The organism is Pseudomonas sp. Pseusp10, from assembly GCF_059492225.1.
Genome location: NZ_CP168528.1, coordinates 2,558,399 through 2,573,237, shown reverse-complemented (window position 1 = coordinate 2,573,237; position 14,839 = coordinate 2,558,399). Strand labels below are relative to the sequence as shown.

At 61.1% G+C, this 14,839-nt stretch carries 15 protein-coding genes; 8 read left to right on the top strand and 7 right to left on the bottom strand.

Features of this window, described 5'->3' with window-relative positions; translation table 11 throughout:
• Nucleotides 1-92: 92 nt before the first annotated feature.
• Both ACEN8Z_RS11630 and ACEN8Z_RS11625 read right to left on the bottom strand, forming a co-directional pair.
• Nucleotides 93-1,076 carry a FecR family protein gene (locus ACEN8Z_RS11630; RefSeq protein ID WP_495597724.1) on the bottom strand — a complete coding sequence of 328 codons (984 nt, stop codon included), beginning with the start codon at nt 1,074-1,076 and terminating at the stop codon, nt 93-95.
• A 40-nt stretch (nt 1,077-1,116) separates the two neighbouring features.
• A complete protein-coding gene (locus tag ACEN8Z_RS11625) occupies nt 1,117-1,617 on the bottom strand; it encodes a sigma-70 family RNA polymerase sigma factor (protein WP_495597723.1) in 501 nt (166 codons plus the stop codon).
• Between the two features lie 234 nt (nt 1,618-1,851).
• Here ACEN8Z_RS11625 and tynA point away from each other — a divergent pair, with 234 nt between their 5' ends.
• On the top strand, nt 1,852-4,140 hold the full coding sequence (gene tynA / locus ACEN8Z_RS11620) for a primary-amine oxidase (protein ID WP_495597722.1): 2,289 nt from the start codon (nt 1,852-1,854) through the stop codon (nt 4,138-4,140).
• A 133-nt stretch (nt 4,141-4,273) separates the two neighbouring features.
• Here tynA and ACEN8Z_RS11615 read toward each other — a convergent pair whose 3' ends face one another.
• Together ACEN8Z_RS11615 and ACEN8Z_RS11610 are read right to left on the bottom strand one after the other, a co-directional pair.
• Entirely contained in the window at nt 4,274-4,582 is a 309-nt protein-coding gene (locus ACEN8Z_RS11615; protein WP_495597721.1) for a cupredoxin domain-containing protein, read from the bottom strand.
• A gap of 14 nt (nt 4,583-4,596) precedes the next feature.
• Nucleotides 4,597-5,565 carry a metallophosphoesterase family protein gene (locus ACEN8Z_RS11610; RefSeq protein WP_008003001.1) on the bottom strand — a complete coding sequence of 323 codons (969 nt, stop codon included), beginning with the start codon at nt 5,563-5,565 and terminating at the stop codon, nt 4,597-4,599.
• 154 nt (nt 5,566-5,719) lie between these two features.
• On the opposite strand from ACEN8Z_RS11610, the gene ACEN8Z_RS11605 reads away from it, so the two are divergent.
• Nucleotides 5,720-6,232 carry a sigma-70 family RNA polymerase sigma factor gene (locus ACEN8Z_RS11605; RefSeq protein WP_495597720.1) on the top strand — a complete coding sequence of 171 codons (513 nt, stop codon included), beginning with the start codon at nt 5,720-5,722 and terminating at the stop codon, nt 6,230-6,232.
• Entirely contained in the window at nt 6,225-6,962 is a 738-nt protein-coding gene (locus tag ACEN8Z_RS11600; protein ID WP_495597719.1) for an anti-sigma factor family protein, read from the top strand. Before ACEN8Z_RS11605 ends, ACEN8Z_RS11600 begins: the two co-directional genes overlap by 8 nt.
• A gap of 32 nt (nt 6,963-6,994) precedes the next feature.
• On the opposite strand, the gene feaR is transcribed toward ACEN8Z_RS11600, so the two are convergent.
• The 3 genes from feaR to paaY all read right to left on the bottom strand — a co-directional run bounded on the left by feaR (nt 6,995) and on the right by paaY (nt 9,691).
• Complete coding sequence (feaR, locus tag ACEN8Z_RS11595; protein ID WP_495597718.1) at nt 6,995-7,909, bottom strand: transcriptional regulator FeaR; 915 nt, start codon at nt 7,907-7,909, stop codon at nt 6,995-6,997.
• Between the two features lie 101 nt (nt 7,910-8,010).
• Nucleotides 8,011-8,934: a phenylacetic acid degradation operon negative regulatory protein PaaX gene (paaX, locus tag ACEN8Z_RS11590; protein ID WP_007972019.1), complete on the bottom strand. Its 924-nt coding sequence runs from the start codon at nt 8,932-8,934 to the stop codon at nt 8,011-8,013.
• A 160-nt stretch (nt 8,935-9,094) separates the two neighbouring features.
• Nucleotides 9,095-9,691 (bottom strand): phenylacetic acid degradation protein PaaY, encoded by a 597-nt coding sequence (gene paaY / locus ACEN8Z_RS11585; RefSeq protein WP_007972020.1) that lies wholly within the window; start codon nt 9,689-9,691, stop codon nt 9,095-9,097.
• A 348-nt stretch (nt 9,692-10,039) separates the two neighbouring features.
• On the opposite strand from paaY, the gene paaF reads away from it, so the two are divergent.
• Genes paaF through pcaF form a run of 5 tightly spaced genes read left to right on the top strand, consistent with a single transcriptional unit; the run spans nt 10,040 to nt 14,823 of the window.
• Nucleotides 10,040-10,813, top strand: coding sequence for a 2,3-dehydroadipyl-CoA hydratase PaaF (paaF, locus tag ACEN8Z_RS11580; protein ID WP_495597717.1), 774 nt, complete (start codon nt 10,040-10,042; stop codon nt 10,811-10,813).
• A gap of 51 nt (nt 10,814-10,864) precedes the next feature.
• Complete coding sequence (paaG, locus tag ACEN8Z_RS11575) at nt 10,865-11,656, top strand: 2-(1,2-epoxy-1,2-dihydrophenyl)acetyl-CoA isomerase PaaG (protein ID WP_495597716.1); 792 nt, start codon at nt 10,865-10,867, stop codon at nt 11,654-11,656.
• Nucleotides 11,657-11,659: 3 nt separating this feature from the next.
• Nucleotides 11,660-13,177 carry a 3-hydroxyacyl-CoA dehydrogenase PaaH gene (gene paaH, locus ACEN8Z_RS11570; RefSeq protein WP_495597715.1) on the top strand — a complete coding sequence of 506 codons (1,518 nt, stop codon included), beginning with the start codon at nt 11,660-11,662 and terminating at the stop codon, nt 13,175-13,177.
• Nucleotides 13,170-13,619, top strand: coding sequence for a hydroxyphenylacetyl-CoA thioesterase PaaI (gene paaI, locus ACEN8Z_RS11565; protein ID WP_495597714.1), 450 nt, complete (start codon nt 13,170-13,172; stop codon nt 13,617-13,619). The genes paaH and paaI overlap by 8 nt, the downstream gene beginning before the upstream one ends.
• Nucleotides 13,612-14,823, top strand: a complete 1,212-nt coding sequence (pcaF, locus tag ACEN8Z_RS11560) for a 3-oxoadipyl-CoA thiolase (RefSeq protein ID WP_495597713.1) — start codon at nt 13,612-13,614, stop codon at nt 14,821-14,823. The genes paaI and pcaF overlap by 8 nt, the downstream gene beginning before the upstream one ends.
• Nucleotides 14,824-14,839 lie beyond the last annotated feature (16 nt).

Here is a 14,839-nt window from a genome sequence, read left to right as displayed (position 1 = left end):
CGTAGTCCTGTGGATCGCAAGAGTGTGCGTTTGTTAATGCAAACCAGTTGCAGTTGAACAGGAAGACGATGAACTCGAAAAAAACCTGAATTTTATTTTGAAATTATTTCCTGGCTGCCGTCGCCAAGGGTGCGCACGGCCACCGGCAGGATGTTTGGCAAGGCCTTGAGCAGCGCATCGGTGTTGTCGGACTTGAACACACTGGTCAGACGCAGATTGCCCACCGCCGTGTTGCCGACCTTCAGCGGTTTCTCCCGATAGCGCGAGACCTGCTCCGCGACATCGGCCAGGCTGACGTTGTTGAACACCAGTTTGCCGCTGCGCCAGGCGGTCATTTCCGCCGGGTTGACTGCATAGGCAGCCGCAACCTTGCCCTGGGCATCGACATGGGTGCCAAGGCCTGCTGTCAGACTGATGAAATCGTTGTCGGCGGCGTCGCGCCCTTGAACCTTGACGGTGCCCTGCTCCACCACGATCCGGGTTTCGCTGGCGCCATGGCGCACATCGAAACGGGTGCCGGTCACCGTGACCTTGCCGCTGCCCGCCTCGACCACGAATGGGCGGCTGGTGTCGTGTTCAACGCTGAACATCGCTTCGCCTGCGCTCAATTCGACGTTGCGACGATCCTTGTCAAACCGCACTTGTACCCGGCTGCGGCTGTCCAGGTCGACCACCGAGCCGTCCGGCAGCGCCACATGCCGGCGCTCATTCAGGGCCGTCGAAAACTCGGCAGTGTAAGGCGCCGGATGATTCAGGCCGCTGAACAACCCCAGGCCGAGCGTCACGGACAGCACACTGGCCGCCACCGCGTAACGCAGCACGGGACGACGTTTTTTCAGCACTGGCGGGGTTTCGCACAAGGCACGCAAGCGCGCCGCCGGCACCAGGTCGGCGGCGCTCCACAACCCCTTGAGAACCTCGAATTCGTTTCGGTGTTGGGGGTGTTCGTCCAGCCAGGCCTGAAACTGGCGACGCACCGCGACATCGGCGACAGGCTCCTGCAAACGCACAAACCACTGCGCCGCGTCATCGCGAACCGTTGTTTGCCCGCACGCGCAATCACGAGTATCCATCATGGAAGTTCCTGTCTGGCTGGGGAGGAGATGGCGCAGCCGATCATGACTGCGACCCGTCCAGGCGATCGCGCAGATGCCGAAGCGTGCGGATCATATACTTTTCCACCATGTTCTTGGACAGTCCCAGGCGTTCGGCGATTTCTGCCTGGGTCAGGCCCTCGATTTTCTGCCAGACAAACACCTTGCGGCAGTTGACCGGCAGCTCGGTGAGCGCCCGCTCGATAGAATCAGCCAACTGGATCGCGTGCATGAAATGCTCCGGGTCGCCGGTCGGCGACTCACTGAGATCAATCGCCTCTGACTCCATGGCGCCCCGCCGATCCTCACGCCGATAACCATCCACGGCGATGTTGCGCGCGGTCTGGTGCAAATACGCCCGGGGCTGTTCCACCACCGCCGAATCGGACTCAAGCACCCGCACGAAGGTATCGTGGGCCAGGTCCTCGGCCTGTTGACGATTCCTCAGGCGACGGGTCCAGGTGCCAATCAACTCTTCGTAGTGCTCGAAAAAGCCGTGTCTGCGGGGCAGCTTGAGGGTCATTGCGGTGTGCTGTGGAGACGGGGCGTGAATAGTAATGCTTCCTATTAACTGGAAGCAATGGTTTGCGGCCTCTCTGGTCGGGCACTTGGCCTGCTTGTCATTGTGCATTTCGTCAGCAAAGCTGAATTTCGGCACGCAGCCAAAGGAATCTGGCAGGCATTCAAATGCAGCCATTGAGTGCTTGCAATAACGTGCAGAAGCGCCCGTTACCGGCTTTTCTCCAGGAACTCATACATGCTCAGCTCCAAAGCATCGCCCAAAAGAAATCCGCTTGCCCGCCTCGCCCTGGCCATCACCTTGAGCACCCTCGGCCTGCCTTTCTTGGCGAACACAGCCCAGGCCCACGGCGGTCACGCCGAAATGGTGCCGCTGCAAGCGGGTCTTGAGGAATTTGGCGCCACGGTGAAATGGGACGATTACGCCAATCTGTTCACCATCGCCAAGGACGGGGTCTACCTCAAGGTCAAGCCCGACAGCAAAGTGGCGATGCTCAACGGCAAGCGCATCGAGCTGACTGTGCCAGTGGTGTTCAAGGGCCATACGGCGTTCATGTCCACGGACTTCATCAACCAGGTGTTCCAGTCCGGACTGGACAAGACCTTCGTCGTCGAGCCCCGCCCCCACCCGCTCAATCCCCTGAGCGCCGCCGAAATCACCACGGCCGTGGACATCGTCAAGAAATCGGACAACTACAAGCCCGGTTTCCGCTTCACCGAAGTCTCGGTCAAGGAGCCGCCGAAGGATCAGGTGTGGAACTTCGTCTTCACCGGGCAAAACGTCGCCCAACCGCGCGAGGCCTCGATCGTGGTGCTCGACGGCAAGCACGTGATCGAAGCCTTGGTCGACCTCGACAAGAAAGAACTCAAGTCCTGGAAACCGATCGAGGGCGCCCACGGCATGGTGCTGCTGGACGATTTCGCCACGGTGCAGACGGCTGTGGAAACCAGCCCGGAATACGCCCAGGCCTTGGCCAAGCGCGGCATCAACGACGTGAAGAAGGTCGTGGCCACCCCTCTGACCGTCGGCTACTTCGACGGCAAGGACGGCCTGGCACAAGACAAGCGCCTGCTGAAAATCGTCAGCTACCTCAACACCGATGACGGCAACTACTGGGCGCACCCGATTGAAGGCCTGGTGGCGATTGTCGATCTGGAACAGAAGAAGCTGATCAAGATCGAAGACGAGGCGCTCATTCCGGTGCCGATGAAGCCGACGCCATATGATGGGCGCGGACGCCAGGGCGTCGCAGTCAAGCCGCTGGAAATCATCGAGCCCGAGGGCAAGAACTACACCATCAGCGGCAACAGCATTCACTGGCAGAACTGGGACTTCCACGTTCGCCTCGATTCGCGGGTCGGCCCGATCCTGTCCACCGTCACCTACGACGACAAGGGCAAAAAACGCAAGATCATGTACGAAGGCTCGCTGGGCGGCATGATCGTGCCTTACGGCGACCCGGATGTCGGCTGGTACTTCAAGGCCTACCTCGACTCCGGCGACTACGGCATGGGCACCCTGACCTCGCCGATCGCCCGCGGCAAAGACGCCCCGGAAAACGCCGTGCTGCTGGACGCCACCATCGCCGACTACACCGGTGCACCGACCGCCATCCCGCGTGCCATGGCGGTGTTCGAACGCTACGCCGGGCCGGAATACAAACACCAGGAAATGGGTCAGCCCAACCTCAGCACCGAGCGCCGTGAGCTGGTGGTGCGCTGGATCAGCACCGTAGGCAACTACGACTACATCTTCGACTGGGTCTTCCAGCAGAACGGCACCATCGGCATCGACGCCGGTGCCACCGGTATCGAAGCAGTCAAGGGCGTGAAGTCCAAAACCATGCACGAAGACACCGCCAGGGAAGACACGCGCTACGGCACCCTGCTCGATCACAACATCGTCGGCACCACGCACCAGCACATCTACAACTTCCGCCTCGATATGGACGTGGACGGCGAGCAAAACTCACTGGTGGAAGTGAACCCGGTGGTGCTGCCGAACGACCGGGGCGGGCCGCGTACCAGCACCATGCAAACTGAAACCAAAGTGGTCGGCACCGAGCAGCAAGCGGCACAGAAATTCGACCCGTCGACCGTGCGCCTGCTGACCAACCTCAGCAAGGAGAACAAGGTCGGCAACCCGGTTTCCTACCAGCTGATTCCCTATGCCGGCGGCACGCACCCGGTGGCCAAGGGCGCCAACTTCGGCAAGGACGAATGGCTCTACCACCGCCTGAGTTTCATGGACAAGCAGCTGTGGGTAACGCAATACAACCCGGAGGAAAAGTACCCGGAAGGCAAGTACCCGAACCGCTCGGACAAGGACTCGGGCCTGGGGCAATTCACCCAGGACAACCACTCCATCGAGAACACCGACGATGTCGTCTGGCTGACCACCGGCACCACCCACATCGCCCGTGCCGAGGAGTGGCCGATCATGCCGACCGAATGGGTGCATGTGCTGCTCAAGCCGTGGAACTTCTTCGATGAAACGCCGACGTTGAACCTCAGCTCACCGAAGTAACCAGGTCGTACGCAATACCTGTGGGAGCGAGCTTGCTCGCGAAGGTGGGTCAGCTACCTTGGTGTCGGCTGACACACCAACGCGAGCAAGCTCGCTCCTACAGGGTTACATCGTCTTAAGGTGAACCATCCGCTTATTGGCTGACCACAATCTTCCCGATCATCTGTGGATGCAGCGCACAAAAATACTCAAACTCCCCTGGAGTGTTGAACACCCAGGAATAACTGTCTCCGGTATCCAGCGCCCCGGAGCGAAACAGCTTGTGGGTTTCCGCCACTGTGTGCGGGATCTCGTCATCGTTTACCCACGTGACTTTGGTGCCCACGGCCACGGTCAGATCCTTGGGCCCGAACATGAATTCCTTGATATCGATTTTTACCTCATTAGCCCACGCCGGCATCGACAGCATCAGGCAGGCAACGGCCAATAATCGCGCTTTCATCCAAGTCCCCTCCGTTAAACCAGTGCCGAATCGATCAGCGCCAGCGGATGATCACCCTGACTCGCTCGCACTTCGGTGATCCCTAAATAATTGCGCAGTTGATCAGCCGCCACGGTCATCGGCCCCGGCGTCGGCGCCGCGCCCGGTGCGGGTTGTGGATAAGCCGTGCCGCGAGCAGTGTGGAAGGTGATATTACCTTCGACTTTCTGGATGACCTGATGGATGTGCCCGTTCAACACCGTTACCGAACCGTACTTACGCAGCATGGCAATCGCCTGATCGCCATCCTCGGTACCCCAGCCCCACGGCTGATAAATCGTCCACAACGGAATATGGGTAAACACCACGATGGGCGTGCTGCTGCTCACGGCTCGCAAGTCATCGGCCAGCCACGCCAGTTGATCGGCACCAAGGGTCGCTTCATGGCCGGCCTGGAAGTTGAAAACATTCACCAGCGCAATGAAATGCACACCGTGGTCATCGAAGCTGTACCAGCCATTGCCTTTGGTGCCCTTGCCGTAACGTTCCAGATAGAGCTTGCCGCCGCCTTCGTCGAGGGTGTCGTGCTCGCCCGGCACGTAGTGCACGGGGGACGGCAAGCCTTTGAGCAACTGGGCGGCGGTGTCGAACTCCTCGGCTTTGGACAGATGGGTAATATCGCCGGTATGCAGGATCAACGACGGCCGTTTCGGCAGGGCAACGACCTTGTCGATAGCCACCTGCAAGGTCTTCAGCGGTTCCGGATTGGCCTCCTTGTTGAAACCGATGTGCGAGTCGCTGATTTGCACAAACTGGAACGTGCTGGCGAGTGCCTTGGGGTCGGTGACGTTACCCGTCTCATCCAGAGCAAAGGCCCGGGGAATACCGCCACTCAAGGCCCAGATCACGCCAGCCCCGGCCCATGCAGAGCACTTGAGCAGCGTTCGACGGTCAGGGTTCAGCGGGCCGTCGGTACGTCGTTGGTGTTTTGAATGAATGTCCATCGGTAATCCCTCGCTGGAGAACTACAGTGATGTAGCTGGCACGAGGTAAAAACCTGGCGGGACAGGTCTTTATTCCCTGTCGAAAATATATTTTTCCTCGGGAATAAAACGCAACGCTTCACAGTTATAGGGATGGGACAGTGCGGAAACCACTATGACGCGATTTGAGGAACTGTTTGCGCCCCACCTGGACGCCGCCTACAACCTCGCGCGCTGGCTCACCGGCAACGACAGCGCCGCGTGCGATGTCGTGCAGGAAAGCGCCCTGCGGGCGTTCAGATTTTCGCAGCGCTTCGCCGATGGCAACGCCAAGGCCTGGTTCCTGACCATCGTGCGCAACGAAAGCTACACCTGGCTCAAGGCTTCAGCCGGGCGCCGTTGGGTCGCCATCGGCGATGAACTCGCCGAAGACGACAAGGCGCTCAGCCACAGCCAGACCCCGGAACTGTTGGCCATCCACAGCGAAAATGCGGCGCTGATCCAGCAAGCCCTGTGCGCCCTGCCGCCGGCGTTTCGCGAGGTGATCGTGCTCAAGGAACTCGAAGACATGCCCTACAAGGACATCGCCCTGGTGGTCGACATCCCCATCGGTACCGTCATGTCGAGGCTGGCCAGGGCTCGCGCCATGCTCACGCTCGAACTACTGAAGTTGCACGATCATGAATGAACTCGACTGCACGGTTTGCCAGACGCTGATACATGGCTATCTGGACAAGGAACTCGATTCGGCGACGGCTGCAAATGTGTCCGGGCATCTGGCCGCGTGCGTCGCGTGCGCGCGATTACATGATCAGACGAAGCTGCTGATGGCTGGTGTGAAGCAACGAGCGCCGTATTACGCAGCGCCGGCGTCATTGACTTCCCGGGCGTTCGCCCCTGCCCCCCCATCGACTGGCGTCGTCGAGCGTTGGCGAAAATGGTTCGCACCGGTTTTTTCAGCGACGGCGTTGGCCTTGGCGGTGGTGCTGTATGTGGCGACGCCGGGCAGCGAACAGCCATTGATGGACGAGGCGGTCTCCAGCCATGTGCGTTCGCTGATGGGCGAACATTTGAACGATGTAGTGTCGTCCGACCGCCACACCGTGAAGCCCTGGTTCACCGGCAAACTCGACTTCTCGCCGCCGGTCTTCGATTACTCGGCACAGGGGTTTCCGCTGCTGGGAGGGCGGCTGGACTATCTGCAACATCAGACCACGGCGGCCCTGAGTTACGGGCGGGCCATGCACATCATCAATGTTTTTATCTTGCCCACGCCTGAGACGGACAAGCCACGGCAAAGCCTGACGATCCGAGGTTTCAACGTGGTGTCCTGGCAAGAAAACCACATGCGCTTTGTGCTGGTGTCCGATCTGGAGAAAAGTGAGCTGGAGGCGTTCAGCCAGTTACTCAAGCCATAGCATTTTTTCACCGAAGCAAGAGCAAAAAAACCTCAAGCATACCGCTTGCGATACTCCCCCGGCGCAATGCCGAAGCGTGACTTGAACGCGGTGGAGAAGTAGCTCGAATCGGAAAACCCCCACGAGTACCCCAGCACCGACAATTTCTCCTCCTTGCCCGACCGACGCAGGGATTCGGCACACAGGTCAAGGCGGCGGTTCTTGATGTAGCGCGCCACCACCAATCCCTTCTTGGCAAACATCCGGTACAGGCCACGGGTGGACATGCCGACCTCCCGCGCCAGCCATTCCGGACAAAGGTCTTCGGAGCGAATGTTTTCGTCGATGCAATTGAGCGTCTTGCGGAAGATCCGCTCATGGAAGTCCGTGCAGTCGTCGGCCTGGCTGATCGCCGGACGCAGCAGGCTGACAATCGCCTCCAGGGTCGCTTCGCTTTCCTGCCGGGTCAGGTGCTGCTGGCGGGTGGCATCGAGGATCAGCCGGTGCGAGAGCACCGCGATGGGAGAAGTCGCGGCAATCCGGTGGCCGCACTTGACCTGGTTGAAGCGCAGGGTTTGCTCGACCAGTTGATACGGCAGGATCAGCGACAACTGTCGGGAGTTTTCGCCGTAGGTGAAGTCGCTGGGCCGCGAGGCATCGATCAGCGTGATGTCACCGGGCGACAGCAAGACCTTGTCGTCGCCCTGGGCCATGCCCGCCGTGCCATCGAGCTGGAACACCGCGAAATACTTGCCGCCCTCGCCCGCTGCGACTTCCTGGGGCGTGCGGTACAAACGCGCCTGGCACACGTCGACGAAACTGAGTTTGAGCGAATCGCTCTGGTATTCGTGGATACGCCCGGCAAATTCGCTGCCCAGGGGTTGTGCGTTGAAGGCGCCACAGATCTGGTTGATCTGATGGATCCATTGTTCGAACCCATCATGGCGCTGTGCTGTTGTAGAAATCATGTCAGGCCTCACGCAGGCTTATTTTTATTGTCTACGTCAATCCACACGACACCGGATGCTTCGAGTCTCCTGAACCGCACCACTCCCTGAACAATGACGTGCTATTTCAGTCCGCCAAAACGCCGATAGAAGCTTTCACCCACATCCGGCAACGGGCCGTCGGCCGTTTCCAGTGCAGCATTCAGCCATTCTTCGGCCTTGGCGTAAATCAAACGGTAAATGTTTCGGCACAGTTGCCGGGCGGCACGGCCCTCCCAATCACCGGGCAACAGTTCGTCCGGCAGTTGCGGGTCGCGCAGCAGCAGCTTGCGGTACTCGTGAATCAACAGCACCCGTGCCAGGAAGCAGTCGGCCGGCTGCAGGTTTTCCTGCTCGCGCAGTGCTTGCCACAACGGCCGGAACAACTGAATGAACTCGCTGTAGTGCGCGGCCAGCTCCTCAATGTTCCAGCTCTCGCGCACTTGCAGGCGCAGCGCTTTGGAGGCCAGCACGTCCTGGGCGGTGGTTTCGAAGACGATGGTGTCTTCCTGGGCGCCGAGGTCGAGCAGGGTCGCGTTGACGTCGGAACGGTCGCTGCGCGGACAAGCCAGCACCACTGGTGAAATCGCGCCGAAGCCTTGCCACTCCAGCTCCTCGCGCACTTGTTTGCGCTTGTCCTGGGTCAGTTGCGAGAGCATCACCAGGCACCAGGAACCATCCCAGGCCGGCATCGTAGTGCTGTAGACCCGCTTGAAGGCCTTGTCGAAACGGCGACGACCGGTGCCGGTCAGGCTGTAGTAACTGCGACGCCCGACTTTCTCGGCGGTCAACCAGCCTTCCTTGGTCAGGCGAAAAATTGAGGTGCGGATCAGCCGTTCATTGATGCCGATGGGTTCGAGCAACTGAATCAGGCTGCCCAGCCAGACGGTACCGCCATGGGGTTCGATGGCATCCCCGTACAACGTGATGATCAAGGAACTGGCGCGGATCGGCGTCTGCTCCTGGAAGCGGGTAATCAGATGGTTCAAGGGAGTCAGGGACGACATGGGCGTTCCGTGCAAAAAAAGAAAAGGAATATACCGAAAGCCATGGGGTTAATCCCAATCCCTTGTAGGAGCGAGCTTGCTCGCGATGGTGTGTCAGTCGACACCAAGGTAGCTGACCCACCATCGCGAGCAGGCTCGCTCCTACAGTAGGGGACGGTGTTCACAAAGTGCTGCCTTTCGGCCGCAACCCGCTGTCGCTGATACGCGGGCGATCCGGCTCCGGTTCGCTCAGCGGTTCGCAGACCTGCATCTGCTCAAGGCATCGCTGGGCCAGTTGCTGATATTCCCGGGTACCGGCCTGTTTCCACGCCACTTCCTGATCGCTGAGGCTGCGCTTGATGCTGGCCGGCGCCCCCATGACCAGCGACTGTTCCGGGCATTCGAAGCCGGCCTTGACGAACGCCGCCGCCGAAACAAACGAGCGCGGGCCAATCCGGGCATTGTCCATCACCACTGCATTCATGCCCACCAGCGCATCGGCGCCGATCCGGCATCCGTGCAGCACCGCGCCGTGGCCAATGTGGCCGTTGCGCTCCACCACTGTGTCGCTGTCGGGAAAACCGTGCATCACACAGGTGTCCTGCAGGTTGGCGCCCTCCTCCAGCACGATCCGCCCGAAGTCCCCGCGCAAGCTGGCCAGCGGCCCCACATAACAATGCGGGCCGATGATCACGTCACCGATCAATACGGCGGACGGGTGCACGTAAGCGCTCGGGTCAACCACTGGAGTCAGGCCATCAAGGCTGTAGCAGGTCATGGCAGGTTCCTTCACAAAGCGATGCCGATAATGATTCATTTTGTATCACATCAATTTTACAAGCACAAAGACTAAAAACCGTATCATTTGAAATGCACCTTCGCGACGAATGCCAGCACACCTCAAAAACCAGCACAAACCCCAATAAAATATGGGAAAAATCGATTACCAACGCCTATTCGGCGGGGTATAAACGAACCAAGTTCTTCACAAATAGGACACATCAAATCAATTTTGATATTGCTTTTACGTATCACGTTGTAGCTATACTTGGGCAAAACCGGCCCCCGAGGCCGATCCAATAACGAGCCGGCACCACGCCGAGCGTGCACCCTGAGGGCATCCGCCATGCCTCTGACCCTTGCCGTCGAATTGATCGAGCCCGGCGTCCGCCTGATTACCCTTCAGCGCCCGCAAGCCCTGAACGCCTTGACCACCGAGTTGCTGGGTGAACTGGCGGAAGAATTGAACGCCGCGCAAGCCGACCCCAAGACCCGCGCCGTAGTCCTCACCGGCAGCCGCAAGGCGTTCGCGGCCGGTGCCGACATCAAGGAAATGGCAGAACGCAACCTGGTCGGCATCCTCGACGACCCACGCCAGGCCTCGTGGCAAACCATTACCCGCTTTAGCAAACCACTGATCGCCGCCGTCAACGGCTTCGCCCTCGGCGGTGGCTGCGAACTGGCGATGCACGCGGACATCATCATCGCCGGTGAAGACGCGCGCTTCGGCCAACCTGAAATCAACCTCGGAATCATGCCCGGCGCTGGTGGCACCCAACGCCTGCTACGTGCGGTGGGTAAATCCATGGCCATGCAAATGGTCCTTACCGGCGAGCCGATCGACGCCCGCCAGGCCCAACGCGCCGGCCTGGTCAGCGAAGTGACCCAGCCGGAATTCACCGTCGACCGCGCCCTGCACATCGCCCGCAGCATTGCCGCCAAAGCGCCGCTGGCGGTGCGCCTGGCCAAGGAAGCGCTGCTCAAGGCCATGGACACCGATCTGGCCAGCGGCCTGCGTTTCGAGCGCCATGCTTTCACCGTGCTGGCCGGCACCCGCGACCGCGACGAGGGCATTGCAGCCTTCCAGGAAAAGCGCAGCCCGACTTTCACCGGGCAATAAAGCGGCCACTGACATCCGAATTCGAACGACTGCCAAGAGAACGCCAAGACCATGAACTTCGAACACATCCTGTTTTCCATCGACGCTGGCGTCGCCCTGCTCAGCCTCAACCGGCCAGACCAGCTCAACAGTTTCAACACCCAGATGCATGGCGAAGTGAAGGAAGCGCTCAAGCAAGTAAGGCAGAACCCGGACGTGCGCGTATTGCTGCTGACCGGCGAAGGTCGCGGCTTCTGCGCCGGGCAGGATCTGAGCGACCGCAATGTCGCGCCGGGCAGTGCGGCGCCGGACCTGGGCGAGTCCATCGAGAAGTTCTACAACCCGCTGATTCGCCAGCTGCGCGACCTGCCGCTACCAGTGATTTGTGCGGTCAACGGCGTTGCCGCGGGTGCCGGCGCCAACATTCCGCTGGCCTGCGACCTGGTATTGGCGGCGCGTTCGGCCAGTTTCATCCAGGCGTTCTGCAAAATCGGCCTGATCCCCGATTCCGGCGGCACCTGGACCTTGCCACGCCTGGTCGGCATGGCCCGCGCCAAAGCCCTGGCCCTGCTCGGTAATCGCCTGACCGCTGAGCAGGCCGAGCAATGGGGGCTGATCTATCGCTGCGTGGAAGATGTCGAACTGCGTGATGAAGCACTGAAACTGGCCCGCCACCTGGCGACCCAGCCGACCTATGGCCTGGCGCTGATCAAACGCAGCCTCAACGCTAGCCTGAGCAACAGCTTCGACGAACAGCTTGAACTGGAGAAAGACCTGCAGCGCTTGGCCGGGCGCAGCGAGGACTACCGCGAAGGCGTCGGTGCCTTCATGGAAAAACGCACCCCAAGTTTCAAGGGACGCTGAGCCATGACCGCATTGAATACCTCCGCACGCATTGCCGTGATCGGTGCCGGCGCCATGGGTGCCGGCATTGCCCAGGTCGCGGCACAAGCCGGCCATCCGGTGCTGTTGCTGGACAATCGCCCCGGTGCCGCAGCGCAAGCCATCGAAGGCATCGACCGACAACTGGGCAAACGGGTCGCGAGCGGCAAACTGTCGGACGACTCGCGCAGCGCCACCATCGCCTGCCTGCAAGCGGTGGAAGCCATCGAGGCCCTCGCCGACTGCGACCTGATCATCGAAGCCATCGTCGAGAATCTCGAGGTCAAGCGCGCACTGTTCCGCCAGCTCGAAGGCATTTGCGGCGAGCATTGCATCCTCGCCAGCAACACCTCGTCGCTGTCGATCACCAGCATTGCCGCGCAGCTTGATCACCCAGAACGCTTGCTTGGCCTGCACTTCTTCAACCCGGCACCAGTCATGGCGCTGGTGGAAGTCGTCTCCGGCCTGGCCAGCGATCCGGCACTCGCCAAGTGCCTGTATGACACGGCCAAGGCCTGGGGCAAAAAACCGGTGCACACCCGCTCCACACCGGGCTTCATCGTCAACCGCGTGGCCCGGCCGTTCTATGCCGAAAGCCTGCGGATGCTGCAGGAAGGCGCGGCCGACTGCCCGACACTGGATGCCCTGATGCGCGAGGCCGGCGGGTTTGCCATGGGCGCGTTCGAACTGACCGATCTGATCGGCCACGACGTCAACTACGCCGTGACCTGCTCGGTGTTCGACGCCTATTACCAGGACACGCGCTTCCTGCCTTCGCTGATCCAGAAAGAACTGGTGGACGGCGGGCGCCTGGGACGCAAGAGCGGTCAGGGTTTCTACAGCTACGCCCAAGGCACGGAGCGCCCGCAAGCCGCTGAAATCAGCAGCGATGCGAAGGTTGAGGTGTGCGCAGTCGAAGGCGACCTCGGTATTGCCCAAGGTTTGATTCCTCGGTTGCGCGAGCAAGGCGTCGAGATCATCCAGCGTGATGGCCAAGGTTTACTGCGCGTCGGTGACGCCGTGCTGGCCTTGAGCGACGGGCGCATGGCCTGCCAGCGGGCACGTGAAGACGGATTGCGTAACCTGATCCTGCTGGACCTTGCGTTCGATTACAGCAAAGCCCAACGCATCGCCATCAGCTACTCGAACGGCATTGATCCCCAGGCACTCGAACAAGGCGTGGCCCTGCTGCAACGCGCCGGCTTCAAGGTCAGCCTGCTCAGCGACAGCCCGGCTCTCGCTGTTCTGCGCACAGTGGCCATGCTCGCCAACGAAGCCGCCGATGCCCTGCTACAGGGTGTGGCTTCGGCCGCCGACATCGATCTGGCCATGCGCGCCGGGGTCAATTATCCACAAGGTCCACTGGCCTGGGCCGATGCCATTGGCCCGGCGCACATTCTGAACGTGCTGGAAAACCTGCAAGCCAGTTATGGCGAAGAACGCTACCGGCCGTCGATGCTGCTGCGCCGTCGCGTCGCCGAAGGGAGAACATTCCATGACTAACCATGAAGCCATGACCCTGGCCAGCGAATGCGCGCAAGCGTTGTTCCAGCGCGACACCGCCAGCCAGGCCATGGGCATGCGCCTGCTCTCGGCCGGCCCCGGTTGCGCCCGTGTCGGCATGACCGTGCGCGCCAACATGCTCCAGGGACACGGCACCTGCCACGGCGGCTACCTGTTCGCCCTCGCCGATTCGGCGTTTGCCTTTGCCTGCAACAGCTACAACGAGGCCACCGTGGCCATCGGTTGCAGCATCGACTACATCGCCCCGGCCCGTCTGGGCGACACACTGAACGCCGACTGCATCGAGCAAAGCCGTTCGGGTCGCACCGGCAACTACGACGTACGCATCGAAAACCAGCAGGGTCAGTTGATCGCCCTGTTCCACGGCAAATCCTACAAAGTGCGCGGCCCGGTGCTGGCGCAGGAGACACCCAATGAATGACGCCTTGATCATTGACGCGGTACGCACCCCGATTGGCCGCTACGCCGGCGTCCTGAGCGGCGTACGCGCCGACGACCTCGGCGCGGTGCCCCTGCGCGAATTGCTGCGCCGTCACCCGCAAGTCGACTGGAGCACGGTCGACGACGTGATCTACGGCTGTGCCAACCAGGCCGGCGAAGACAACCGCAACGTCGCTCGCATGTCAGCGTTGCTGGCCGGATTGCCGGTCAGCGTGCCGGGCACCACCCTCAATCGTTTGTGCGGCTCAGGGCTGGATGCCATCGGCACCGCTGCCCGGGCGATTCGCAGCGGCGAAACCGGATTGATGCTGGTCGGTGGCGTCGAATCCATGTCCCGCGCACCACTGGTAATGGGTAAGGCCGAGCAAGCGTTTTCCCGGTCGGCGGAGATTTTCGACACCACCATCGGCTGGCGCTTCGTCAATCCACTGATGAAAAAGGCCTACGGCATCGACTCCATGCCGGAAACGGCAGAGAACGTCGCCGAACAGTTCAACATCTCCCGGACCGACCAGGATGCCTTCGCCCTGCGCAGCCAACAGCGTGCAGCGGCCGCCCAGGCCAATGGGCGCCTGGCCAAAGAAATCGTCGCCGTGGAAATCCCGCAGCGCAAAGGCCCGGCCAAAGTGGTCGAGCACGACGAACATCCACGCGGCGACACCACCCTTGAACAGCTTGCCAAACTGGGCACGCCGTTCCGCGAAGGCGGCAGCATCACCGCCGGCAACGCCTCCGGGGTCAACGACGGCGCCTGCGCGCTGCTGCTGACCAGCCCGCAAGTCGCGAAGCGCCACGGCCTGACTGCCCGTGGCCGGGTCGTGGCCATGGCCACTGCCGGCGTAGAACCACGGATCATGGGCATCGGCCCGGTGCCGGCCACACGCAAGGTGCTGGAAGTGGCCAACCTGAGCCTGGCCGACATGGACGTGATCGAGCTCAACGAAGCGTTTGCCGCACAGGGTCTGGCGGTGCTGCGCGAGCTTGGCCTGAGCGACACCGATCCGCGAGTCAACCCCAACGGTGGAGCCATTGCCCTTGGCCATCCGCTGGGCATGAGCGGCGCGCGACTGGTGACCACTGCCCTGCATGAACTTGAGGAACGCAATGGCCGCTATGCCCTGTGCACCATGTGCATCGGCGTCGGCCAGGGGATCGCGCTGATCATCGAGCGTCTATCCCACTAAAGAATCGCGATTCCCA